Annotated in this window: 32 protein-coding genes and 1 tRNA gene; 14 read left to right on the forward strand and 19 right to left on the reverse strand. The window is 62.9% G+C overall.

Annotated features, from left to right (window positions below; all coding sequences use genetic code 11):
• Positions 1–18 precede the first annotated feature (18 nt).
• From IVA98_RS03725 to efp, 3 genes are all read right to left on the reverse strand, one after another.
• A complete protein-coding gene (locus IVA98_RS03725; protein WP_247354287.1) occupies positions 19–1,005 on the reverse strand; it encodes a DUF808 domain-containing protein in 987 nt (328 codons plus the stop codon).
• Between the two features lie 82 nt (positions 1,006–1,087).
• A complete protein-coding gene (locus tag IVA98_RS03730; protein WP_247334808.1) occupies positions 1,088–2,710 on the reverse strand; it encodes a M23 family peptidase in 1,623 nt (540 codons plus the stop codon).
• 24 nt (positions 2,711–2,734) lie between these two features.
• A complete protein-coding gene (efp, locus tag IVA98_RS03735) occupies positions 2,735–3,301 on the reverse strand; it encodes an elongation factor P (RefSeq protein WP_028177546.1) in 567 nt (188 codons plus the stop codon).
• A gap of 162 nt (positions 3,302–3,463) precedes the next feature.
• Here efp and epmA point away from each other — a divergent pair, with 162 nt between their 5' ends.
• Genes epmA through IVA98_RS03750 form a run of 3 tightly spaced genes read left to right on the forward strand, consistent with a single transcriptional unit; the run spans position 3,464 to position 5,905 of the window.
• Positions 3,464–4,516 (forward strand): EF-P lysine aminoacylase EpmA, encoded by a 1,053-nt coding sequence (gene epmA / locus IVA98_RS03740; RefSeq protein ID WP_247354288.1) that lies wholly within the window; start codon positions 3,464–3,466, stop codon positions 4,514–4,516.
• The gene (locus tag IVA98_RS03745) at positions 4,513–5,607 is read left to right on the forward strand and encodes a lysine-2,3-aminomutase-like protein (RefSeq protein ID WP_247334814.1); all 1,095 of its coding nucleotides are present in this window, start codon (positions 4,513–4,515) and stop codon (positions 5,605–5,607) included. The genes epmA and IVA98_RS03745 overlap by 4 nt, the downstream gene beginning before the upstream one ends.
• Positions 5,608–5,650: 43 nt before the next feature.
• Positions 5,651–5,905, forward strand: coding sequence for a hypothetical protein (locus IVA98_RS03750; protein ID WP_247280996.1), 255 nt, complete (start codon positions 5,651–5,653; stop codon positions 5,903–5,905).
• A gap of 71 nt (positions 5,906–5,976) precedes the next feature.
• Here the strand turns inward: IVA98_RS03750 and IVA98_RS03755 are convergent, their stop codons facing one another.
• From IVA98_RS03755 to IVA98_RS03780, 6 genes are all read right to left on the reverse strand, one after another.
• On the reverse strand, positions 5,977–7,062 hold the full coding sequence (locus IVA98_RS03755) for a 3-deoxy-7-phosphoheptulonate synthase (RefSeq protein ID WP_346657675.1): 1,086 nt from the start codon (positions 7,060–7,062) through the stop codon (positions 5,977–5,979).
• Positions 7,063–7,295: 233 nt separating this feature from the next.
• A complete protein-coding gene (locus IVA98_RS03760; RefSeq protein WP_247334817.1) occupies positions 7,296–7,874 on the reverse strand; it encodes an HdeD family acid-resistance protein in 579 nt (192 codons plus the stop codon).
• Between the two features lie 71 nt (positions 7,875–7,945).
• Positions 7,946–8,986: a PrsW family glutamic-type intramembrane protease gene (locus IVA98_RS03765; protein WP_247334820.1), complete on the reverse strand. Its 1,041-nt coding sequence runs from the start codon at positions 8,984–8,986 to the stop codon at positions 7,946–7,948.
• A 237-nt stretch (positions 8,987–9,223) separates the two neighbouring features.
• Positions 9,224–9,481, reverse strand: a complete 258-nt coding sequence (locus tag IVA98_RS03770; protein ID WP_524536345.1) for a hypothetical protein — start codon at positions 9,479–9,481, stop codon at positions 9,224–9,226.
• Between the two features lie 111 nt (positions 9,482–9,592).
• Positions 9,593–10,219 carry a PilZ domain-containing protein gene (locus IVA98_RS03775; RefSeq protein ID WP_247354289.1) on the reverse strand — a complete coding sequence of 209 codons (627 nt, stop codon included), beginning with the start codon at positions 10,217–10,219 and terminating at the stop codon, positions 9,593–9,595.
• A 210-nt stretch (positions 10,220–10,429) separates the two neighbouring features.
• A tRNA-Glu gene (locus IVA98_RS03780) sits at positions 10,430–10,504 on the reverse strand.
• A gap of 223 nt (positions 10,505–10,727) precedes the next feature.
• Between IVA98_RS03780 and IVA98_RS03785 the strand changes: the two genes are divergently transcribed.
• From IVA98_RS03785 to IVA98_RS03795, 3 genes are read left to right on the forward strand one after another with little or no spacing between them, the layout of a single operon-like run.
• Entirely contained in the window at positions 10,728–10,982 is a 255-nt protein-coding gene (locus IVA98_RS03785) for a PilZ domain-containing protein (protein WP_247296819.1), read from the forward strand.
• A 56-nt stretch (positions 10,983–11,038) separates the two neighbouring features.
• Positions 11,039–11,296 (forward strand): hypothetical protein, encoded by a 258-nt coding sequence (locus IVA98_RS03790; RefSeq protein WP_247334875.1) that lies wholly within the window; start codon positions 11,039–11,041, stop codon positions 11,294–11,296.
• 5 nt (positions 11,297–11,301) lie between these two features.
• Positions 11,302–11,469 (forward strand): hypothetical protein, encoded by a 168-nt coding sequence (locus IVA98_RS03795; protein WP_247334822.1) that lies wholly within the window; start codon positions 11,302–11,304, stop codon positions 11,467–11,469.
• 126 nt (positions 11,470–11,595) lie between these two features.
• On the opposite strand, the gene IVA98_RS03800 is transcribed toward IVA98_RS03795, so the two are convergent.
• The gene (locus IVA98_RS03800) at positions 11,596–12,234 is read right to left on the reverse strand and encodes a glutathione S-transferase family protein (RefSeq protein ID WP_247334825.1); all 639 of its coding nucleotides are present in this window, start codon (positions 12,232–12,234) and stop codon (positions 11,596–11,598) included.
• 287 nt (positions 12,235–12,521) lie between these two features.
• Positions 12,522–12,974: a VOC family protein gene (locus tag IVA98_RS03805; protein ID WP_247354290.1), complete on the reverse strand. Its 453-nt coding sequence runs from the start codon at positions 12,972–12,974 to the stop codon at positions 12,522–12,524.
• A 194-nt stretch (positions 12,975–13,168) separates the two neighbouring features.
• On the opposite strand from IVA98_RS03805, the gene IVA98_RS03810 reads away from it, so the two are divergent.
• Complete coding sequence (locus IVA98_RS03810; protein ID WP_247354291.1) at positions 13,169–13,474, forward strand: hypothetical protein; 306 nt, start codon at positions 13,169–13,171, stop codon at positions 13,472–13,474.
• Positions 13,446–13,577, forward strand: coding sequence for a hypothetical protein (locus IVA98_RS36890; RefSeq protein WP_256466494.1), 132 nt, complete (start codon positions 13,446–13,448; stop codon positions 13,575–13,577). The genes IVA98_RS03810 and IVA98_RS36890 overlap by 29 nt, the downstream gene beginning before the upstream one ends.
• Before the next feature lie 50 nt (positions 13,578–13,627).
• On the opposite strand, the gene IVA98_RS03815 is transcribed toward IVA98_RS36890, so the two are convergent.
• The 3 genes from IVA98_RS03815 to IVA98_RS03825 all read right to left on the reverse strand — a co-directional run bounded on the left by IVA98_RS03815 (position 13,628) and on the right by IVA98_RS03825 (position 14,418).
• Entirely contained in the window at positions 13,628–13,837 is a 210-nt protein-coding gene (locus IVA98_RS03815; protein ID WP_247334831.1) for a hypothetical protein, read from the reverse strand.
• A gap of 178 nt (positions 13,838–14,015) precedes the next feature.
• Positions 14,016–14,168 carry a hypothetical protein gene (locus tag IVA98_RS03820; RefSeq protein ID WP_247281008.1) on the reverse strand — a complete coding sequence of 51 codons (153 nt, stop codon included), beginning with the start codon at positions 14,166–14,168 and terminating at the stop codon, positions 14,016–14,018.
• 58 nt (positions 14,169–14,226) lie between these two features.
• Positions 14,227–14,418 carry a DUF3072 domain-containing protein gene (locus IVA98_RS03825; RefSeq protein WP_247354292.1) on the reverse strand — a complete coding sequence of 64 codons (192 nt, stop codon included), beginning with the start codon at positions 14,416–14,418 and terminating at the stop codon, positions 14,227–14,229.
• Between the two features lie 95 nt (positions 14,419–14,513).
• Here IVA98_RS03825 and IVA98_RS03830 point away from each other — a divergent pair, with 95 nt between their 5' ends.
• Both IVA98_RS03830 and IVA98_RS03835 read left to right on the forward strand, forming a co-directional pair.
• Positions 14,514–14,747 carry a hypothetical protein gene (locus IVA98_RS03830; protein ID WP_247334836.1) on the forward strand — a complete coding sequence of 78 codons (234 nt, stop codon included), beginning with the start codon at positions 14,514–14,516 and terminating at the stop codon, positions 14,745–14,747.
• Positions 14,744–14,968 carry a hypothetical protein gene (locus IVA98_RS03835; protein WP_247334837.1) on the forward strand — a complete coding sequence of 75 codons (225 nt, stop codon included), beginning with the start codon at positions 14,744–14,746 and terminating at the stop codon, positions 14,966–14,968. Before IVA98_RS03830 ends, IVA98_RS03835 begins: the two co-directional genes overlap by 4 nt.
• Positions 14,969–15,263: 295 nt before the next feature.
• Here the strand turns inward: IVA98_RS03835 and IVA98_RS03840 are convergent, their stop codons facing one another.
• The 3 genes from IVA98_RS03840 to IVA98_RS03850 form a co-directional block, all read right to left on the reverse strand.
• Positions 15,264–15,449: a hypothetical protein gene (locus tag IVA98_RS03840; protein WP_247296801.1), complete on the reverse strand. Its 186-nt coding sequence runs from the start codon at positions 15,447–15,449 to the stop codon at positions 15,264–15,266.
• A gap of 437 nt (positions 15,450–15,886) precedes the next feature.
• A complete protein-coding gene (locus IVA98_RS03845) occupies positions 15,887–16,189 on the reverse strand; it encodes a hypothetical protein (RefSeq protein WP_247334838.1) in 303 nt (100 codons plus the stop codon).
• A 158-nt stretch (positions 16,190–16,347) separates the two neighbouring features.
• Positions 16,348–16,839 (reverse strand): hypothetical protein, encoded by a 492-nt coding sequence (locus IVA98_RS03850; RefSeq protein WP_247334839.1) that lies wholly within the window; start codon positions 16,837–16,839, stop codon positions 16,348–16,350.
• A 352-nt stretch (positions 16,840–17,191) separates the two neighbouring features.
• Here IVA98_RS03850 and IVA98_RS03855 point away from each other — a divergent pair, with 352 nt between their 5' ends.
• The 3 genes from IVA98_RS03855 (at position 17,192) to IVA98_RS03865 (ending at position 19,309) form a co-directional block, all read left to right on the forward strand.
• Positions 17,192–17,488: an HU family DNA-binding protein gene (locus IVA98_RS03855; RefSeq protein ID WP_008558895.1), complete on the forward strand. Its 297-nt coding sequence runs from the start codon at positions 17,192–17,194 to the stop codon at positions 17,486–17,488.
• Between the two features lie 650 nt (positions 17,489–18,138).
• Complete coding sequence (locus tag IVA98_RS03860) at positions 18,139–18,276, forward strand: hypothetical protein (protein WP_247281017.1); 138 nt, start codon at positions 18,139–18,141, stop codon at positions 18,274–18,276.
• An 835-nt stretch (positions 18,277–19,111) separates the two neighbouring features.
• Positions 19,112–19,309, forward strand: a complete 198-nt coding sequence (locus IVA98_RS03865; RefSeq protein ID WP_346657685.1) for a hypothetical protein — start codon at positions 19,112–19,114, stop codon at positions 19,307–19,309.
• Here IVA98_RS03865 and IVA98_RS36895 read toward each other — a convergent pair.
• Both IVA98_RS36895 and IVA98_RS03870 read right to left on the reverse strand, forming a co-directional pair.
• Positions 19,306–19,431: a hypothetical protein gene (locus IVA98_RS36895; protein WP_256464568.1), complete on the reverse strand. Its 126-nt coding sequence runs from the start codon at positions 19,429–19,431 to the stop codon at positions 19,306–19,308. The two genes, IVA98_RS03865 and IVA98_RS36895, sit on opposite strands and share 4 nt — an antisense overlap.
• Positions 19,432–19,508: 77 nt before the next feature.
• Positions 19,509–19,739 (reverse strand): hypothetical protein, encoded by a 231-nt coding sequence (locus IVA98_RS03870; RefSeq protein ID WP_247296793.1) that lies wholly within the window; start codon positions 19,737–19,739, stop codon positions 19,509–19,511.
• A gap of 282 nt (positions 19,740–20,021) precedes the next feature.
• On the opposite strand from IVA98_RS03870, the gene IVA98_RS03875 reads away from it, so the two are divergent.
• Complete coding sequence (locus tag IVA98_RS03875; protein WP_247334841.1) at positions 20,022–20,309, forward strand: hypothetical protein; 288 nt, start codon at positions 20,022–20,024, stop codon at positions 20,307–20,309.
• Positions 20,310–20,328: the final 19 nt, after the last annotated feature.

Consider the following 20,328-nt stretch of genomic DNA (forward strand, 5'->3'; position numbering starts at 1 on the left):
GCCCGGGACCGCATTTGTTCAGGTTGGCTGCGATCGCCTCAATCGTTTCCACAGGGGTGAGAGACCGTATTCGACTGCCGGGATCGCAAGTGCGCCGACAAACAGTCCGAGTACGCCTGAGATGGCTGCTTCGACCGACCATTCGATGATGCCGGCAACGGATGGAAGGACATGTGCGGCAGCCTCGGTTGCGGCATGGACCGTGCGGCCGACCTCGGGTGGGCCGTATTTTTCAATGCCGTGCAGGATGATGCCGCCGCCGACCCAGATCATGGCGGCGGTGCCGATGGTGCTTAGCACCGCCAGGAAGGTGGGCATACCGCGGACGAGCGCGCGTCCAAGCAAGCGGATCGCGCCGCCAGTGACGGAGGCGCTGTCATAGCGGGCAAGGGCCATGCCGACATCGTCCGCCTTCACGATCAGGGCTACCATACCGTAGACCCCGGCAGTGATACAGACGCCAACCAGCGCAAGCACCAGCGCCTGCGTCCAGATGCTCCCCGCCGGGAGTGCTGCCAGCGTGATCGCCATGATCTCCGCCGACAGGATGAAATCTGTCTTGATGGCGCTCGCGACCTTCTCGTCCTCGACCGACCGGGCATTCAGCGCAATCGGCTGGAGCTGAGCTTCGTGGTGGCGTGCATGATGCGGCATCATGGCCTCGAGCACCTTCTCGGCACCCTCGTAGCAGAGAAAGGCTCCGCCCAGCATGAGCAGCGGCGTGACCGCGGCGGGAAGGAAATAGCCAAGCACCAGGGCAACGGGAAGCAGAAGCAGCAACTTATTGCGTAGCGATCCGACGGCAATCTTGGCGACGATCGGCAGTTCGCGTTTCGAGGCAAAACCGATGACGTAGTTAGGCGTGACCGCCGCGTCATCGATGACCACGCCAGCCGCCTTTGTGCCCGCTTTGGCAGCCTGACTCGCCACATCGTCGAGCGAGGCTGCTGCCGCCTTTGCAATCGCCGCGATATCGTCGAGAAGACCGATCAGTCCGACACTCATAAACCTTTCCCTTCTTCGTTCGAGCCGGCGGTGTGCGCGACGACCCGCTCTTGCTCCGCCTGGGCTTGGAACGAGCAAGTCCTCAATTCTCCTCGCCGCTCGAGCCCTCGCGCAGGTCTTGCTTGATCAAATCTTCCGGCAGCGCGTGTGCCACGGGCTGCGGAGTGCCTGCGACCTCCGGGCCGATCTCGCGGCCGCGGGCGCGGATCAGGTGCTCATAGGCCGAGACCAGCGTGACGTAGGGACTGACCCAGATCCAGCCGTCGCGGGTAAATACCTGCACGTCGAAATGCAAATGCATCGAGGTGCCGGCGGGATGGTCGAGATAGTTCGAGATCACGCCGATCTTCTCGCCTTCGGTGACGATGCGGCCATTGAGCACGCCATCGGCGTTCAGCGCCTGCGGGTTCATGTGCATGTAGCGGAAGCGGATGTGCTCGGTGCGGCTGTTGACTTGCAGCGTCACGGCCTGGTCCTTGGCAGAGCGGATCACGATCGCGTCGCGGACGGCGACGACACCGCGCCGCTTGGGATCGCAGGGCTCGCGGCCTTCGCCGGGCGGCGGGCAATCGGCGGCGCGAATATCCTCGCCCTGGTGACCATACCCGCCGGCGCACTGCCAGACCTCGAAACTGCGGGACTCGCAGAAATTGTCGCGCCAAGGATAGACGGTCGGGCTGTCGCTCCTGTCACGCCTGCCATGGGATTGCGAGCGCACGAAGGCCGGCGCCTTTTCGAGCGGAAAGCGGATCTGTGCATAGGCCATCACGTCGGGATGGCCGCCTTGCTTGCGATAGCCTGTATTCGGGATGATATCGCCGCTCGGTCGATAGCTGAAATCAGCCGAGCGTCCGGCCGGACGATCGAGGACGTTGGAGGCAACGTCCATCAGAGGCCGCATCCGTTGCCCGCCCGCAATCCGGAGCGCCTTCAGGAAGCGTTCTGCGACCGGATAGGCTTCCTTGCAGGCGAGCCGCCGCGGCTTGGCGATGCTGTCAAGGCACTGGATCGACACCACATAGGCAACGCCGAAACGGGTGAAGGCATAGCGCACATAGCCTTCCCGGATGAACCTGCGCAGGTCTGGATAGGTTGCTGCGAGGGGTTTGACCGGCTCGCCCTTGCCGCCAGAGGGATCGGCGATGTCATAGACGAGCGCCGAGCCCGTGATCTGCACCTCGACGGGCCTTGCGTACACCCGGCTCGGCATACCGTCGCCGGCGCCAGGCTCGAACGAGAACGTCGCGCTGTAGCCGGCGGGACCGGCGTCGAACATGTCGACTGGATTGAATTCAGCCTGGTAGCGCGACAGCGCGAGCATAGCCGGCGCGCCGTTGCGCTGCGCCTCGAGATACGCGGCGGCATCGAACGGCAGTAGCACCGGCACGGGGCTGCGGGCGATGCCGGTGAAGAATTGCGAGGAGACCGCGTTGAGCTGCACCAACGCGGGTATTGCGCGCGGATCATGGCGCGGCACCGAACGGCGGGGTGCGAAAATGAAATCGTCCGCGACCCGGGGACGACTATTGATCTCGGCGCGGAGCTGGTCGAGCGCTGCGCGCCAATCGACGCGCAGGGCCGTGAGTGAGGGGCTGCGAAATTCTTCCGCAGCAAGCGAGGTGGTAATGAAGAGCGAAAGCGACGCCAGGAGTTGCGAGACGAAGCGGAAACCCTTCCCAACCACTGTCTCGCCCCCCGGCGGCACTTGTTGCGATCGCTCTGTTCCCCGTTAGTCCTTGGCGCGTTCGGCGTAGGAGCCGTCTTCGGTCATCACCACGACGCGGGTGCCGACGGTGATGTGCGGCGGCACGGTGGTGCGCACGCCATTGGAGAGCACCGCGGGCTTGTAGGAGGAGGAGGCAGTCTGGCCTTTGGTCACCGGCTCGGTGTCGACCACTTCCAGCGTCACACGCTGCGGCAGCGCGATCGAGACCGGGTTGGTGTCGTGCATGGACAGCTTGACCGTCATGCTCTCTTGAAGATAGGCAGCAGCGTCGCCGACGACATCCTTGGAGACCTGGACCTGGTCGTAAGTCTCCGGGTTCATGAAATGGTAGCCGTCACCGTCCTCATAGAGGTAGGTGTAGTTGCGCTCTTCGATCGTGGCCTTTTCGACCTGGTCGGTCGTCTTGTAGCGTTCGGAGATCTTTACCCCGTCCGAGATTCGGCGCATTTCAATCTGGCTGACCGGGGTGCCCTTGCCGGGATGGATGTTCTCGGCGCTGACGACGACATAAAGCTTGCCGTCTTGCTCGATCACGTTGCCCTTGCGAATAGAACTGGCGATGACTCTCAAAGCTGTATTTCCTGCTTGCTTGGCCCGGCACCGGCCAGGACGTGGTCGAATCGATGGGGGACTTGGGGCCTCAAATCGGACCTCGGCGCCCGTTTCGGGCCGCAACATACTGATTTTGCCGTTGGATGCCAGCATTTTGCTGTTCCGAGGGGCAATCGGTTGATGGCTGGGGACAAGCCGATTTCGCCGTTCTGGTCGCCCGGGCGGCACCGCGACCGGCAGCCTTTCCTCCAGGCGAGGGGGGCCATTACGGCGGCTCTCCGGGGATTTTTCGCCGAGCAGGGCTTCGTCGAGGTCGAAACCTCCATCCTCCAGATCTCGCCCGGCAATGAGACCCATCTGCACGCGCCCCGGACCGAGATCATTCGGCCGGACGGCAGCGGCGCCAGCCGCTACCTGCGAACCTCGCCGGAATTCGCCTGCAAGAAGCTGCTGGCGGCGGGCGAGACGCGGATTTTCGAGTTTGCCCGTGTGTTCCGAGACCGCGAGCGCGGCGACCTGCATCTCCCCGAATTCACCATGCTGGAATGGTACCGCGCAGGCGCCCCCTATCACGCCATCATGGCGGACACCGTCGTCGTCATTGCCCGTGCGGCGCGGGCGACCGGCATCGGAACCTTCTCGTTCCGAGGCCGGACCGCCGATCCCTTCGCCGAGCCGGAGCTTGTGACGGTCGCGGGGGCGTTCGAGCGGTTCGCCGGCATCGACCTGCTGTCGACAATCTCGGGCGGCGAGGGTAACCGTGCCGCGCTCGCCGAGGCGGCCGGCGCCAAGGTCCGTGTGGCCGAGGACGACACTTGGTCCGACATCTTCAGCAAGGTTCTGGTTGAGCATGTCGAGCCGCATCTGGGGCAGGGTCGTTTGACCATTCTGTTCGAATACCCATCTCCAGAGGCGGCGCTGGCGCGGGTGAAGCTTGATGATCCGCGGCTTGCGGAACGGTTCGAGGTCTATGCCTGCGGGGTCGAGCTTGCCAACGGCTTTGGCGAACTCACCGACGCCGAGGAGCAGCGCAAGCGCTTCGCGGAATCGATGACGGAGAAGCAGCGCCGCTACGGCGAGGCCTATCCGCTGGACGAGGACTTTTTGGCCGCGGTCGCTGCGATGCCGGAGGCGAGCGGCGTCGCGCTCGGCTTCGACCGGCTGGTCATGCTGGCGAGCGGCGCATCGCGAATTGATCAGGTGGTGTGGACACCGCCTGCGGGTGAGGCATGACGAAGACCAATCTTGCACGCACTTTGCGCGAGCCGGCTGAGCTCGTCGCCGAAGGCCTGGCGCCCGCAGCGACGCTGCCGGCGCTGGAGCGCGTTGCCGCGCGCTATGCGGTGGCGATTACGCCGGCGCTGGTCGAGCTGATTGATACCGCCGATTCCCACGATCCCATCGCACGGCAGTTCGTTCCGAGCGCGGCCGAGCTGAGCGCACAGCCGGGCGAGAACGCCGATCCGATCGGCGATCATCCGCACTCGCCGGTTCCCGGAATTGTGCACCGCTATCCGGATCGCGCGCTGTTCAAGTTGGTTCACGTCTGTGCGGTCTATTGCCGCTTCTGCTTCCGCCGGGAGATGGTCGGGCCCGGTAAGGAAAACGCGCTCTCGGACAGCGCCTATCGCGCAGCGATCGACTACATCCGCGCGCATGGCGAGATCTGGGAAGTCATCCTTACCGGCGGCGATCCACTGATGCTGTCGCCGCGCCGCATGAGCGAGATCATGGCCGATTTGGCGGGGATCGATCACGTCAGGATCATCCGTCTTCACACCCGCGTGCCCGTGGCCGATCCCGCACGCGTCAGCGACGAGATGGTCGCCGCGCTCAAGGTCGAGGGAGCGACCACCTGGGTCGCGTTGCACGCCAATCATGCGCGGGAACTGACCGGAACGGCGCGCGCCGCCTGCGCGCGGCTCGTTGATGCCGGCATTCCCATGGTGAGCCAGTCCGTGCTTTTGCGCGGCGTCAATGACGACGTCGCCGCTCTGTCGGATTTGATGCGAGCTTTCGTCGAATGCCGGATCAAACCCTATTACCTGCATCATGGCGATCTCGCGCCGGGCACTGCGCATCTGCGAACCACGCTGGCGCAGGGACAGGAATTGATGCGGCAGTTGCGTGGGCGGGTGTCAGGGCTGTGTCAGCCTGATTATGTCGTCGATATTCCCGGCGGCGCCGGCAAGTCGCCGGTCGGGCCGAATTATGTGGTGGTGGCACAAAATACCGCAGGCGATGCGGGTGAAGCGGGAGCCGAAACGCGCTATCGTATCATGGACTATTGCGGCGACGTTCATCTCTATCCGCCGGAAACATGAGCGGTGCCGGAGCGTGCGTCGGTTTGAGAATGGAGAAGCGGACATGAAAAAGATCATGGTGGCAGCATCGCTCGTGGTCTTGCTCGGTGGCGCGGCGGTTGCACAGACCGGCGGCTCCAAGGGATCGACATCGGGCGGCGCCACCTCTGGAACGGTGTTGCCGGCACCTGTCGGTCACCGCCAGCCGCGCGCGGCCGACGTGCCGAGCGAAAAGAATCTGAGCGACGCCAACGATCCCTTGAGCAAGGAAAACCAGGCGCTCGACAAGAAGATCAAGAGCATCTGCCGGGGCTGCTAGGGACCGCACCTCTCCCCGCCGGGGAGAGGTGAAGAATTGAGCCCGCGACTGGCACTTCGCCTCGTCACCTCCTAAGCTGATCGCTCGTGCAGACCAGCGCGCTGGGTGTTGCGGCGGATCTCGACTGCATCGGCGAGCTGCTCAAGCACGGCGGCCGTGGTCGTCCAGTCAATGCAGCCGTCGGTGATGCTCTGTCCATAAGTGAGCGGTTTGCCGGGCACCACATCTTGACGGCCGGCGACCAGATTGCTCTCGATCATCACGCCCATGATGCGGTTCTCGCCGCTCGAGATCTGGCCGGCAATATCGGTCGTCACCAGCGGCTGGTTCTCCGGCTTTTTGCTCGAATTGGCGTGGCTTGCATCGATCATCACGAGCGGCGCAACGCCGGACTTGGTCAGCTCGTTGCAGGCGGCCGCGACGCTTGCCGCGTCATAGTTCGGCTTGCTGCCGCCGCGCAGGATGATGTGGCAGTCCTCGTTACCCGCGGTCGAGGCGATCGCCGAGCGGCCGAGCTTGGTCACCGCCATGAAATGATGCGGATGCGAGGCCGACTTCACCGCGTCCGCGGCGATCCGCACGTTGCCGTCGGTGCCGTTCTTAAAGCCGACTGGGCAGGACAGCCCCGACGCCAGCTCGCGATGGATCTGGCTCTCGGTCGTACGCGCGCCGATCGCGGCCCATGACACCAGGTCGGCAATGTATTGCGGCGTCGTCATGTCCAGGAATTCGGTGCCGGCGGGCAGGCCGAGATTGTTCACCGCCGACAGCACGTTGCGCGCCAGACGCAGGCCCTTGTTGATGTCGAAGCTGCCGTCGAGATCGGGATCGTTGATCAGGCCCTTCCAGCCGACCGTGGTACGCGGCTTCTCGAAATAGACCCGCATCACAATCTCGAGCTGGTCGGCGAGGTCTTCGCGCAAGCGTACGAGGCGCTCGGCGTAGTCGAGCGCGGCCCTGGGATCATGCACCGAGCACGGGCCAACCACGACCAGCAGGCGGTCGTCCTGGCCGCCCAGGATCGCATGGATGGCGTTGCGCGCCGCCATCACCACACGCGTCGCGGTGAGCGTGCGCGGGACCTCCCGCATCACCTCTTCCGGCGTGTTCAGCTCTTTCAGTTCGCGGATACGAAGATCGTCGGTCGTGCTCAGCACGGCGGGCTCCTGTCTGTTAAGAACCTGCCGGCCAATAAAAAAGCCGCCAGGTCTGGCGGCTTGTTCGGACGTTTGCTGCAATGTGTCAGATTGAGCGCGATCCTCCCGCCGCCAGCGAGCTGTCGTAGCTAAAGTACCAAAAATAGCTGGTGGTGACGGTGATCATGGCAGGCCATATAGCGCGGCGCTGGCGGGTTGTCACCCCCCAAACAGAACACGGCGCAACGAGCGTCTCAGGTGTTGCTCTTGCGTGCCGCCAGGGCCATGCCGATCAGGGTGGCGCCGCCGAACAGCAGGTTGATACCGACCAGGACGCCGATCGCCCATTCCGCCGAGCTTGGCAGTCCGGCGATTACCATGAAGGAGATCGCGATGTCGACGAGGCCCGAGATCAGAAGCCATGACCAGCGGCTGCTCAGCTCGCGACGGTGCTCCAGTGCGTACATGATGGTGGTGACGCCTTCGGCGAGAAAATACGCACCGAGCACGATGGTCAGCGTCAGCACCGCTTGGATCGGCCGCGCCAGCAGAATTCCGCCGGCGAGCACCGCCAGCGCGGCCGAGATCAGCGACCACCAGAACCCCGGCGTGCTGCGCGCCCAGTAGGTCGCGATCAATCCGCCGATGCCGCTGATCAGGAACATCCAGCCGAGGAAGATCGCGGTCGCAAGGCTCGCGAGCGGCGGCAGGATCAGCGCGGCAATGCCGAGAACGGCGAGCAGGATGCCTTCGAACAGAAAGGCCTTCCAATGCGCCTTGACCGCCTGGCTCATCGCCGATTGCATCCGTGAAAACTCCTCGGGCGATGTCATCGGCAGGCTCCGGGACGAGAGGGCTGGACTCAATCTACTAGGTGCGTGGCGCGCTGGCCATCCCGCGAGGGTCACCCCCCGCCGGGCGCCGAGGAAAAACCTTCGGCGCTGGTGCGGATGCGGTTGCGGCCGAGAATGTAGATCGCGGTCGTGACAATCAGAAGTGCAAGACCGAGCAGGATCGAGGTGAGGCCGATCGGGATCAGCGCCAGCGTCAGATTGCGCTCGGGATTGATGAGCCAGTGATGGAGCGAGGTCAGCACGAAGGCGAGGCCGAGGAAGCCGACGCCGCCGCCGGCAAGCAGCAGCGCCCACATCCGGCGCAGCTGGCTGAGCCGCTCGCGGGCGACCTCGGTCCGCGGCGCGTGATGGCGCGCGACCCGCCGGACCAGGCGGATGGCGAACGCGATCGAGCTGAAGCCGATCAACAGGCTCGCCGCGCCCAGCCACATCCGCAGCGTCGGGTCCAGGTCCGGCATGCGCTGGAGAGTGAGCAGCGGGAAATCGAACGCCGAATGCAGCGCGAGCGGGCCGGCGAAGATCAGCAAGCGGCTGGACAGGCGGGCCCAGTCGCGATGGTGGCGGTTGGCTCCGAGCGCCGTGCCGGCACGGGCAATGGTGAGGTAGGCGCCCGCGATGATGCCGAGCGCGCCGTGGAACGGCACCGTCAGCACGCTGCGCAGGGCGGCCAGCGAGCGCCACATCTCGGCATGCTGCACCAGGTAGGCAAGATTCTCGTAAGCGGCAAAGCCGAGGCCGACTGCGGCACCATAGACCACGGTGTCCATCGGATTGGCGAAGGTCCGCCGCTTGGTCGAGGAGACCAGCACGATGGCGATCACCTTGACGGCTTCCTCCGGCAGCGCGACGCCGAAGACCGAATGCATGGCGAGCGCCGCCCAGGGATCGTCGGGCGCTGCGACCATCTTGGCGAAGGGGGCACGGGCGAGGCCCAGCAGCGAGATGCTGGCCGCCCCGAGCAGGAAGGCGGTCCAGACCTGGGCGGGCGGGCCCGGGCGCTCCTCGGCGGCGATGACAAGCCACAGCATCAGCAGCGCAGGCGCGACGGCGGCAGTTCCGATGACAGTGGGTAGCGCTTCAATCAGGTACATCGGCGCCGAAAATAGGTTCCCTTGATGAGCTTATCTACATTCACCGGTGCGACCATGTGTCATGCGCTCGCTGTCGGCTCGCTTAACGAGCGCGACAGCCAGCTTCATCAGGGCGCCAAACGCCAAATGTGAGCATCATCAATTGCATGGCAAAGCCAGCTCGTCACCTGTGGCAGCGCGCCCCGTCACGGGATCTGATTGGTAAGTCAGATCAAGCGAATGGGTGGGTTTCCTCGCTCAATGGGTGGTGAACGGCGGTGGCCCGCTGGGAGCGATATCGAAGGCTCCGAGATGGAATTCCGCGCCAACGGAATCGTCCGGCTCGGCTGGTTGCGCTAGCAGCGTGAAGGCGGCCTGCGGATATCGCTTCCAGATTTCGAGATCGCCGGCGGTGATGGTGAGCCAGCCGAAGGTATAGATGTAGCGTCCGGGCTCGGTGACCCGGCCAACCCTGTCCCAAGTGATCTTATCAACTGTGATCTTATCAACCGTGATCTTGTCGACTGCCATTCGGTCCCCCGATCGCAAGTCTGCAATGTGACATCCGGATCGGCAAAAACTGATCCTGCAATGGGGCCGCGATAGGGCAGCGATCTGCCCGGCTTCTCAGGCCGACTGGAGCATGGGCGTGCGGACAATCAGCCGGACGAGGTCGTCCCGGGACTGCTTCTCGGCGAACTTGACCGCAAAGCCGTGGTGGAATTTGCGGATCACGCGCCCGACGCAGGCGCCGACCGCAAGCGGGGTTCCAATCGGCGGGTCGTATTCGCAGGAGATCGCGACGCCTGCGGTGGAGACGTCGATGATGAAGCACGAATGGGTGCTGCCGTTGGCAAGCGTCAGGAACGTGTGCGGGACTTGCGGAACGAAACGCGCGTCTTGCCGCAACTCCTGAACGCTGGCGTCCTTCTGTTTTTTCTCGAGCCAGGTGAGCTTTTCGGACATCCAGGCGCGCCGCGCCCGCGCCATGTCGAGCTCCATCAGGAAGCCTGACTTCAGCGTCGCGCTGATCGTGCACTGGAATTCGCCGAAATCCTGGAAGTAGGAGGTCAAGCGCTCGCCGACCTTGCCGACCACAGGTACGTCGACGATCATGCGGAAGGGTGAGACGCGCTTCGTGCGGCAGGCGAAGCTGCGCAGCTTGCCCTCGCAATCATACCAGCGCGGCAGCGAGTAGCTGCCGTTCAAGGTGACTTCCACTGCACGCTGCCTCAGGAACTCTGCAACAGACATGAACGCCAACCGGGGGTTTCGGGGTGATTTCCGTAATTCGACGGTAGCGGCCAAATTCTAAGCAAACGATACCATCGCGCAGGAGCAGGGGTAAATTTCCGGTAAATGCGCGGATCGGTCGGATATTGGGCTGATGACGTGCAGGCGGCCTGCATCAGGCGCGCCTTGCCCCGAAATGGCAGGCTGAAGAGGCGGGAGCTCGATAGAGCGTGGCGCTCCCTAGCGGAATCGAACCGCTCTCTCCACCGTGAAAGGGTGGCGTCCTAACCGATAGACGAAGGGAGCAAACGCAGGGCCCCGCCGCTTTCCGCGGCACGGCCGCTGGCCGGCCGAACAGTGCCCGGCAGCTTGCAGCGCGCGAACGTATAGTGGCCTTTGCGCTCCCGGGCAAGCCGTTCGGGAACGCTCTTTTGCTCCCGGTGGATAGCGCCGAGCCGGGATGATCAGGGGGCGAATTCAACGGTTTCTTAGGGTTCCCTGAGTAGCGCTGGAGTGGGAGATTTTTCCGATGCCACCGCCCAAGAAGCGCTCAGAGCGCAAGCTGCTGTCGCGGCACGCCTGGATCACGCTCGACGGCGGATTCGCGGCGCGGCATTGCCTGGTCCAGGACATCTCGGCTACGGGCGCGAAGATCACGATGGACGAGGACGCGAGCCAGCTTCCCGGAGTAATCCGGATGGCCTTCGCGCGCGATGCGCGGACCGGGCGAAGCTGCCAGGTGGTCTGGCGCCGCGGCAAGTCGGCCGGCATCAAATTCCTCTGACATCGCTGTGCGCCGATGCGATGGCGCGTACGGCCCGTCCGGGCTACAACGCGGCCATGCGCATGCCGCTCCTCATCCTGATCACGTTTGCTGCCGTGTCCGCGAGCGCGGCTGAGAGCCTGCACCTGCCGCCTGCGGAGCGGCCGCAGACGGGCAAGGAGACCGGCAAGACCCTGCCGCTGAAGGGCACGGCCGGTGCGGGAAAGGCCGGCTCCTGCGCCTCCTATGGTCCGCGCTTCGTCATGGTCGAGGCCACCGGGACCTGCGTGAAGGTCGGCGGCTCGGTCAGCGTCGACACCAGCATCCGCCGCTAAGGCCCATGTCGGCGGACCTGTTGCGGCTCGATATCCTCGTCCCCGTGCTGATGTATTGCGCGCTGCTGTGGTGGGTCGGCCGTGGCCTCAGCTGGACCGCACGGCTCGCCACCGCGGCGGTGACGCTGGTGCTGATCATCTGCGTGCTGCTGGTCGAACGCGGCTGGCTCTAGGGCCACAACAAAATATGCGAAAACAACCCCATGCACAGTAGCCATCAAGTGCTGCCGTGACGCCGGGCGCTTGCGCCGCGACGACGATTCCTCGCGCGATCATCGCAACTTACGCCGCGTCAGTGGTCACGACATCGGCGGTGCGACGAATTGCGCAAATCCGGACCGCTTGCCGAGCTCGGCGAGCCAGCGCGTGAGGTGCGGCTGCGCCGGACGGCTGATGCCTTCGACGCCGAGCCAGCGCCGCGCGTAGGACCCGATCGCGATGTCGGCGAGCGTGAATGCATCACCCTCGATGAAACGGCGCGAGGCAAGCAGGCCGTCGGCGATGGCCCAAACCTCGGCAGCGGCATCGGCATCGCGCTGCACTTGGAGCATGTCGCGCTCGGCGGGCGCGGTGCGAACGATGCCCCAGAACACCGGGCGATCGACCGGCTGCACCGTCGACAGCGTCCAGTCGAGCCAACGGTCGACCGAGGCGCGCAACTTCGGCGCCTCCGGGTAGATCGGCGTGCTGCGCCCATGGGCGAGGCAGAGATAGCGCATGATCGAATTGGACTCCCACAGCGCGAAATCGCCCTCGACCAGCGTCGGAATCCGCGCATTGGGATTCATCGCCAGATACTCGGCCTCGCGGGTCTTGCCGTATTGCATGCCGGCATCGATGCGCTCGTAGGGCAGGCCGAGCTCGGTGAGGCACCACAGCACCTTCTGCACGTTGACCGAGTTGGCGCGGCCCCAAATCGTCAGTTTGGTGTCAGGCATGAGGCGTCTCCCGCGGCGTTGTCGTTTGCGCGCCTGATAGCGGAATTCGCCTCAGCGAGCGATGCGCGATTGCGCCGAGCCCCTCATGCAAAAAGCTCCGCCCGGGGCGGAGCCTTCATTGCAAATTCAACGCGACGCTCAGCGGCCGAAGAACAGCCACAACAGAATGATCACCGGAATCGGCACGCCAAGCATCCACAGCAACAGCCCTCTCGCCATCGCATCCTCCTCCAATCGGCTTCGTTGGGAAGAGAACGACGGGCGAGAGGGCTTGTTCCTGCTGGGTCTTACCAATGGCCGGTATTGGGCATCGATGCCCAAGGCTCCTGCGGCGGCTTCGGTTCGCCCTTCTGCAACAGCTCGATCGAGTGCAGGTCGGGCGAGCGGACAAAAGCCATGTTGCCGTCGCGCGGCGGCCGGTTGATGGTGACGCCGGCCTGCATCAGCTTCTCGCAGGTGGCGTAGATGTCGTCGACCTCATAAGCGAGATGGCCGAAGAAGCGATCCTCGCCGTACTTCTCCTCGTCCCAATTCCAGGTGAGCTCGACCAGCGGCGCGCCGCGCGTCTGCGGCTGCTTCTTCAGCCCTTCAAGATCATCCATCGAGCACAGGAACACCAGCGTGAAGCGCCCCTTGTCGTTCTCGATCCGGCGCACCTCCTTCAAGCCCAGCGCATCCTGGTAAAACTTGAGCGCGACATCGAGATTGCGCACGCGCAGCATGGTGTGGAGGTATCGCATGGTTGTTGCTCCCTAGAACGGATGGAGGGTCTTGCTTTTCGGCCGGGACGGCGAGGGCTAGGAGATAGCAGGAAAAGGGAATGAGGGGCAGGGGGCGGGCGCAGGTGTGCGTGAGCGGAATACAGCGTCCTGTGGCCCGCTGGCCAAGTCCTTCTGACAAGCCCGTCAGAGTCGAGCCGAAGTTCTAAGCTGACGTGGAGTCTCGCGACATCACATCCGAAGGGTTGTTGCGCGCCAGCTTATTCAAGGGGCTGAGCAAAGGAACGCGCCGTTCCTATCTGCGTTTTAGCTTCCACAGTGTGAGTAGAGTACCGGCCGTGAAACCGGATCGCGTGAGGGTAGCCGTCAAACAGGCCCAGGTTATTCTAGCAAGTTATGTCGAGCCGGGGTCGCGCGACGGCAATAAGACAATCAATGATCTGCTGGATGTTCTCGATGACGAAGAGCTGATCGAGGCCATGGAGAGGGAAGATGCGCAAGGCACTGGCAGAACTAAGTGAGGACGAACGTGACGTGTTGCTTTATCTGGCCGACCTCGGCACTGCAGCATGTCTCTCTGGCCTGATCGTCAGCATCATCAAGTTCATAGGCGATCTGTTTTGACAAAGCTCGACTGCCCCGCCTGCTTCGGTATGGAGCCACGGGAAAGTCCATTAGCGAACTACGCCTGCCGCATCGTCCTCGTTCGGCAAGAGCCAATCAATCGCAAGTAGGCCGGCCTCAACTACAACGAAGGCGGCAATGCCGCCGAGCAGTCCGAAGAACACAATCGAGAAGGTCGCGAGCAAAATCGCGCAGAAGACGTCGGCCAGCACCTTGCAAATGCGTTGCGCCTGGTCCTGCCTGGATGTGAAGTACGGCATCTTGGCTTCTCCAGAATTTGGATCAGCCTAGCCAAAACGAGCAGCGGTCGTCCATTCCCCATGGACGGCAGGGCCCGCCGCGCCCTCGCACGCTTGCATCCGTTCTGGCAGGGGCGACCCAAATGCGGCGCAGACGGAGGAGCACCTCCGCCAGGGCGCGCAACGCGACACCAGTTGCTCAGGCGGCCTTCTCGGCCGCTTTCGCGATGATCTCGACTTCGAAGTAGCCGACGTCACGGAGCTCGGCGGCCTTCTTCTCGGCCGCTTCCCTGGTGTCCCTCTTCAAAATGATCTGCCCGGCACCGTCGCGGGCGCAAACGAAATAAGGCATTTTCGATTCCCAATTTCGTTTGCATACACACGGCCCCGGGTTCCCGCAATCATGGGGGTCATTCCTCCAGCCCGGCCTTTTGCCGCATCTTGTCGATTAGCTCGGAGGCCTCGGCCTTGGTCAGCTCTTTCTCAGGCAGGTTCTGATGGGCCTGCTCGGCGAGTGTCTTGAGGTAAGATTCCTGGGCTCCTGTCATCGGGTCATCCCCGGAAACCCACTCTTTCGGGTCCTTCTGGGTATTGTCGGCCATCACACGTCTCCTTTTTCTTTTTCGTCCAACGTCTGACTCGACTCTTCGTTCCGTTTTTGTTCTCATAAGCCATATTCAAAATCGCGGGGTTGAACATGCCGGACCTGGACGCTGTCAGGCGGGAGATCGAATGGATGCGCATCCAGATGGGGAGGCAGAGGAAGGAAATCCTCCAGCTACAGCGGGCGGGTTTTGGGACGGCATCGGCCGAAGCCCTGCTGTCGCGGATGGAGGCGAAGGTTGAAAGTCTCTGTGCCCAGCGGGACGCGCTGAAGAGTGCGCAGCCGCGCCAGACCAAGGGCGGGGTGCTTGGCGGGAGAACGTGGTGAGCAGGCGTTGGTTCGACGACGAGCAAGGGCTCTCGCCCTTCCTGACCGCGCTCGAGGATGTTCGCCGAAAGGCGACGCGGGAGGGGTGGTGCTATCCCCACGTCCAGGCCATCATCGTGGCCATCGACCAATATGCGGAAGCAGCGACAGGTAACCGCGAGTATTTCCTGAACAAGCCGGTTTCAATTGGTGAGAGCCGGAAGGTCAAGGACAGTCCGTGAGAAAGTCAGGATGGGCGACGACTTACGAGGACAGTGCACTCAATTGGCGACTTGCCCACAGAGGCTGCGATCATAAACGCGCGCGATGTGCCTCACGCCGGATTCAAGATCGGCGGTGACAGGCCGTTGAAGTTGTTGAACGTCGTTGTCGTCGACAAGGGCAAGCCGATGACGGAGCTCATCAAATAGCAACGCGTTCATAGGTGCTGCCATGAATCGAAGTCGGGTCGTTGCAGCCTCGGAGGACCAGGGCCGCCCGCGTGGAGCTGAAGAGCGATGCGATCGAGCTAGTGCGTCACTTGGCGTAACCCTGAGAGCGGAGCCAGGCGATCTTGCGGTCGCCGTTGATCCAGTCGTCGGCATCCGCCTTGCTGGTGAATCCGCTGATTTCGCGCTGTTCGCTGTCGGGGTAGTCTGCCAGTATCTTCCAGTCGTTCTCTGAGATCCGGGCGGTTTTGAAAGTAACTTTGATTTTTGCCATGCAGCATTATGCAGGAAATGCTTCCAAAAGAGAACCCCATCCTGCAGCTCGCATGCTGGCTTCCTCCCAAGCTTGCTGCAAGCTGCTTCAACGGTGACGGTGCGAATGCTTCCGCCCGCTGCTGAAGAGCCATGCGGCTCGTAGCGATCGGCTTCGCTCGCTCGTTCGAGGGTCACCTCTCCCCAGCCGGCAAGGCCTATCGCATGTCAAGGAACGTAGCGATAGCTCGCCCGGAGCCCATCCGTCAGACGCCCGCTTCTGGCGGGCCTCAGGTCGCTTTGTGGCGAGATATCAGCGTCATGGTGAGGAGGCCGCCGACGCGGGCGTCTCCGGACAATGCTTTGCATCGCCGGGCAAACATGCCGGCCGAACACCTTCGGCAACTACGGGAGAGGTGAACCCTCGGCCCATACCGATTCACCCACAAGCCTCCCGCTTCAGGCTGCGATCCGTTGCTCGACGGGGACCGTCAGGTATTTGAGCACTTCTGCGTGCTCGAGATCAGGAACCGCGATGGCCGTGTGGCTGTACATCGCATGGCTCCGCGAGTTTGCGATCTTGTCCAGGATCTCTTTGCCTTTGACGACGTGGAGGCCCATGCCGTCTCCAGAGGGGAAGATCGCGAGCACGACGTCATAGGCTGCGATGACGGCTCGCAGCGCTTCGGCCTTGTCCTCGGCGACATCGACGAAAATACGCACGTCAGCTGCGAGTTCACGCAGCTCGTTAAAATCCAGCACTGTCGGGATACTCCAACGCAACGATACTGATGCGAGATTGGAGGCGTTAGGTTACCGAAGTCTCAACAAGGCGTGCCGAGTCACAAGTTTCACGATGAGGTGACCCGCAGTGCTCTCTAAAGCGCGCGATGAGATAACCGCTGCACACTTTTCCGGATCTAGCGCTTGGCTTCGTCTTTGCGAAGCCGGGCCTCCGCGCTCCCGTCCTCGAGCTTCAAGGCGAGGCCGTCATAGCTCAGCTTGAGCCCACGGCCGACGATCCATGTCCAGCCCTCGCGGTCCTTGGCTGGCTGGGCGTTGAACTGGTCGGAGATCGATTTGACGGCAATGTCCTGCGGCCCCGGATTGGTCAACTCCGCATGGACACGCCAGATCGGATGCCTGACGTCGGCCTCGTCGCTATGGACCGTGACCTTGGCGCCATTGATGTCGCATTCGAGGGTGTACGAACCGCGGATCTGGCGGCAGAGGTAGCGACGTTGACTGACGAGTTTGCTTGTCTCGTCGAATGTCATTCCGGGCGAGAAGCCGAAGATGTCGGATTTTTTCACGAGGGCCAAGGACGCAGGCTTCAAGAAGCTTGGCTGGATGGCGACGAGGGCGGCGATTGCAACAACGATCAAGCCTGCGATGACGATAGCAACCTTCATGAGCCCCCCACGAGAAACCTCTCGACCATATAGCAGCTGCGGCGTCCTAACAGGCATCCAACAGCGAAAACCCCGCCTGGGGGAAGCGGGGCTTTCTGGCGGGGTGAAGCTTAGGGACTTCAAGAGTAAGACGCGCCAGGGGGCAAATGGTTCAACAAGTACCGGCACATGCCGTGACACCGTTCACCGGATATCGGGAACCGCAGAGAGCCCCTGCTTGCGTTTTGAGCCTCGATAGGCTCTAAGCCCGTCACTTCATGACCTCTGGCATGAATCAGAAGCGCGCCTCCGCGGGTCCGGCCGCGTCCACAGCAGAGTTGTTCGCGCGCACCCCTTCAAAGGAATTCAGAACATGGCGAAGATGACGAAGACCCAATTGATCGATGCAATTGCGGAAGGCACGCAGCTGTCGAAGAACGACGTGAAGTCGGTGATCGAATACATGGCGACGGTCGGCTACAAGGAGCTCAACGAGTCCGGCGAGTTCGTCATTCCCGGCTTCGTCAAGATGTCGGTGGTGAACAAGCCGGCGACCGAAGCCCGGATGGGCATCAATCCCTTCACCAAGGAGCCGATGCAGTTTGCGGCAAAGCCGGCGAGCAAGTCGGTCAAGGCCTCGCCGCTGAAGGTGGCCAAGGACGCCGTCTAAGGCCGGAGATGCTTCGCGAAGGATCACGACGGGTCAACCGCTGAAAAAAGTGGTGTTCGGCGACGGCAACGCCGAACATCACCACGACGATCAGGAGAAGCCACAGGGGGCGCCGACTATTTTGTCCCGGCGCGCCCTGCGGTTTGCCGCAAGCGGGCACACTGAAAGACCGGTCGGGATTTAGCTCTCACCGAACTGGCAGATCATCGGCGCCTCGGCGCAAGTCCTCGCACGTGGCGCGGGAACTCCGGGACCTGGTGCCGCATCGCACCAGGGCCGGCGCCATCGAATTCGGCCAGACAATGCGACAAAGGAAAACTCGTCCCGCGGCGGTCGCCTGCCGCCCAGCCGCGGCTGAAAAGAAAAACCCCGCGCGTTCGCACGGGGCTCTCTTGGCTGGCGACGTTGGGATTTCAGCGCCTGGCGGCCTGCCACGCTCGTAACGTAAGGTTGAAAATCCAAATAGCAACAGCGCCGCGATGACGGCATATGTTCGTCAGGCGGCGCTGCCGTATGACGAGGCGCTGAAATCCCGGGCCTGCGCAGCGCGGAGCAGGTTCAAGCCGCCAAGCCCTGTGGAATTTCGGGGAGGGACTGGACTTTTTGTTCTCATTTTGTTCTAGCTGATCATCTTCAGTTGGAGGTGATTCATGACCGTCGAGAAACAGCGCGAAGTGATCAGGCTCTGGAACGAGCTCAGAAAGCTCGATGGCCCGGCCGCAGAAGAGCTCCGCATCCAAATCCTGGAATGCTTTTCGGAGAAGGGCAAAGCCAAGCGGGCGGCGTGATTGGATCAGCGAACGCCATCGCTGATTGCCCTTGAAAGCCAACGTGACGGAACGAACCTGTGACGTCAGCGTTCGCGCAGCATGACATGCCCGCAATGCGCCAAGCCGATGACGGCGAACTCACCCAACAGCTTTCGATGCGAGCCGTGCCGTGAGATCGTCATCGTGTTCGCCGTCAGCTCGAAATTCTTACCGCCGAAAATATTTCCGCCAAGGACTCATGCGCCGAAGACGTGACTGCGCACGCTTTCACGGATCGTTAGGATTCGCGCCCCGCTGATTTTTCCGACTCCGATTCGTTCTTTGCGAACGAAATGGAGTCGGATGCAGAACAAGCCGCGCCTTCTGTGTCGATGCGGGACACGTCCGTCACGGCGGGCTGCGCATGCTGTCGTTCGGTGCGTCCGCCACTCGCAGCCACGCCAAGGCAGCTAACGGTGCCGCAGCGACCGACCTTACGTGATCGGACGTTCGCCGCGCGCCGCCTCACGGCCTATTAAGGATTGCTCCGCGCCGATTTCCTGGATTCCGATTCGTTCTTTGCGAACGAAAAGGAGTCGAAGCTGGAACAAAGGCGGTCGGGAGCGGCGGGCCGTGACGGCGCGGTCCTTCCGCGCGATGCAGAAGCGGCGCACCGCGATCGCGCGCAACGCCTAACGAAAGCTTGGGCGAAAGCAAATAACCCTATTCGGTTAGGTTAAAAGTCCAATCGCGTTGCACTTGCCGCTACTTGGGATAGGTGTCTGGCAACGACAATCAAGGAATGACCTTGCAAGAAATCACCTTGCAAGAAACGACCTTGCAAGAAACGCGTTTGCTCAGAAGCCATTTTATCATGACGCCATTTTCGGAGCCGACCTTTCATCAAGGCGACCGCCACACCTACCGGCGCGTCGCCATCGTCGGCACGCTCTTCTGTCTCGCTTTCGTGGCAATAAGCTTTTCGCTGCGGCCGCAGGCCGAGGACACCCGTGTCGCGGTCAAGGCGGATCGGCTGATGCGCACGGCAGGGCAGGCGCCGTACGCGAACTAGCGCTTCTCGCCACAAATCCGATCGTCCGCGGACGTATCCCGGAACATGCCGCCGCGCGTTGCGAGCGCGACGAAACCGGCATAACCGGACAGGTTGAGCAGGACTTCGAGCCACACCGGCATGTCGGGCCTCATCTGCCTGAAGACGACTCAACGTGTGCGCGAAAATGTTGTTCCGTGCTCACAAGAAGTAACGCCGGTCAGAGGCGGGAGGAGGGATCGAGCCTTCGGCCGAGGGCGGCAACGGACTCGCTCGACGGCCGTTCCTTGAGGAACTCGGCGATGGCCTGCGCCAGTTCGCGGTCGCTCATCGGCTTCGCCGGCGGGCGCAGCGTGCCGACGCCGAAGCTGCGGACGATCTCCTCGTAGTGCTGATCGTCGGATTTTGGCACGAGCCGGCGGATACGGGCCAGCAAAGCGGATATGGGCATCTCTCCTCCTCGATCGTCCGCCCCGCTGGCAGAAGCTCACCTCTGCTGCCATCTCTCCCGTGAAACTAAAAACCCCGCCAGCATCGCGGAGGATGCTGACGGGGTCTTCGTGCTGTCGCCTCAACCGGATGGTGAAGGCTTCCGCACTTGCAGAGTCAATCCGCGCAGGGAGCGTTCGTTCCCGCTGGCCCGCTATTTTTTTGGACGGCTTGCGGTTCCGCATTGCCGCAACCATCGCAAGCCCTCGCCGTTATCTCCGCGAGACGCGCGAAGGAGGAGATTATGAAGAAGACATTGGCAGTTCTGGCCACCGTCGCAGCCGTCGGCGTGACCGCGGTCGCGGCGCCTGCGCCTGCCGAGGCGCGTGGCCGCGGTATCGGGCCGGGCCTCGCATTCGGCCTTGCCGCCGGCGCAATCACGGCAGGCGCGGTCGCGGCATCGCATCCGTACGGCTATTACGGTCCGGGTTACGGCTATTATGACGGCCCGAGCTACTATTACGGACCGGGTCCTTACGCCTATTACGGCGGCGGACCGTACTATCGGCACCACCACTGGCGCCACTGGTAGCGACTGACAAGCGAAAAGC

The sequence above is a fragment of the Bradyrhizobium sp. 160 genome, from assembly GCF_023073735.1.
In the GTDB taxonomy this organism is placed as follows: domain Bacteria; phylum Pseudomonadota; class Alphaproteobacteria; order Rhizobiales; family Xanthobacteraceae; genus Bradyrhizobium.

Coding starts and splice junctions, on each gene's coding strand:
- IVA98_RS03725 (WP_247354287.1), bottom strand. CDS start 1,005: ATGAGTGTCGGACTGATCGGTCTTCTCGACGATATCGCGGCGATTGCA.
- epmA (WP_247354288.1), top strand. CDS start 3,464: ATGGCTGGGGACAAGCCGATTTCGCCGTTCTGGTCGCCCGGGCGGCAC.
- IVA98_RS03745 (WP_247334814.1), top strand. CDS start 4,513: ATGACGAAGACCAATCTTGCACGCACTTTGCGCGAGCCGGCTGAGCTC.
- IVA98_RS03750 (WP_247280996.1), top strand. CDS start 5,651: ATGAAAAAGATCATGGTGGCAGCATCGCTCGTGGTCTTGCTCGGTGGC.
- IVA98_RS03760 (WP_247334817.1), bottom strand. CDS start 7,874: ATGACATCGCCCGAGGAGTTTTCACGGATGCAATCGGCGATGAGCCAG.
- IVA98_RS03765 (WP_247334820.1), bottom strand. CDS start 8,986: ATGTACCTGATTGAAGCGCTACCCACTGTCATCGGAACTGCCGCCGTC.
- IVA98_RS03775 (WP_247354289.1), bottom strand. CDS start 10,219: ATGTCTGTTGCAGAGTTCCTGAGGCAGCGTGCAGTGGAAGTCACCTTG.
- IVA98_RS03785 (WP_247296819.1), top strand. CDS start 10,728: ATGCCACCGCCCAAGAAGCGCTCAGAGCGCAAGCTGCTGTCGCGGCAC.
- IVA98_RS03790 (WP_247334875.1), top strand. CDS start 11,039: ATGCGCATGCCGCTCCTCATCCTGATCACGTTTGCTGCCGTGTCCGCG.
- IVA98_RS03795 (WP_247334822.1), top strand. CDS start 11,302: ATGTCGGCGGACCTGTTGCGGCTCGATATCCTCGTCCCCGTGCTGATG.
- IVA98_RS03800 (WP_247334825.1), bottom strand. CDS start 12,234: ATGCCTGACACCAAACTGACGATTTGGGGCCGCGCCAACTCGGTCAAC.
- IVA98_RS03805 (WP_247354290.1), bottom strand. CDS start 12,974: ATGCGATACCTCCACACCATGCTGCGCGTGCGCAATCTCGATGTCGCG.
- IVA98_RS36890 (WP_256466494.1), top strand. CDS start 13,446: ATGCGCAAGGCACTGGCAGAACTAAGTGAGGACGAACGTGACGTGTTG.
- IVA98_RS03815 (WP_247334831.1), bottom strand. CDS start 13,837: ATGCCGTACTTCACATCCAGGCAGGACCAGGCGCAACGCATTTGCAAG.
- IVA98_RS03820 (WP_247281008.1), bottom strand. CDS start 14,168: ATGCCTTATTTCGTTTGCGCCCGCGACGGTGCCGGGCAGATCATTTTG.
- IVA98_RS03825 (WP_247354292.1), bottom strand. CDS start 14,418: ATGGCCGACAATACCCAGAAGGACCCGAAAGAGTGGGTTTCCGGGGAT.
- IVA98_RS03830 (WP_247334836.1), top strand. CDS start 14,514: ATGCCGGACCTGGACGCTGTCAGGCGGGAGATCGAATGGATGCGCATC.
- IVA98_RS03840 (WP_247296801.1), bottom strand. CDS start 15,449: ATGGCAAAAATCAAAGTTACTTTCAAAACCGCCCGGATCTCAGAGAAC.
- IVA98_RS03850 (WP_247334839.1), bottom strand. CDS start 16,839: ATGAAGGTTGCTATCGTCATCGCAGGCTTGATCGTTGTTGCAATCGCC.
- IVA98_RS03855 (WP_008558895.1), top strand. CDS start 17,192: ATGGCGAAGATGACGAAGACCCAATTGATCGATGCAATTGCGGAAGGC.
- IVA98_RS03860 (WP_247281017.1), top strand. CDS start 18,139: ATGACCGTCGAGAAACAGCGCGAAGTGATCAGGCTCTGGAACGAGCTC.
- IVA98_RS03865 (WP_346657685.1), top strand. CDS start 19,112: ATGACGCCATTTTCGGAGCCGACCTTTCATCAAGGCGACCGCCACACC.
- IVA98_RS36895 (WP_256464568.1), bottom strand. CDS start 19,431: ATGCCGGTGTGGCTCGAAGTCCTGCTCAACCTGTCCGGTTATGCCGGT.
- IVA98_RS03870 (WP_247296793.1), bottom strand. CDS start 19,739: ATGCCCATATCCGCTTTGCTGGCCCGTATCCGCCGGCTCGTGCCAAAA.
- IVA98_RS03875 (WP_247334841.1), top strand. CDS start 20,022: ATGAAGAAGACATTGGCAGTTCTGGCCACCGTCGCAGCCGTCGGCGTG.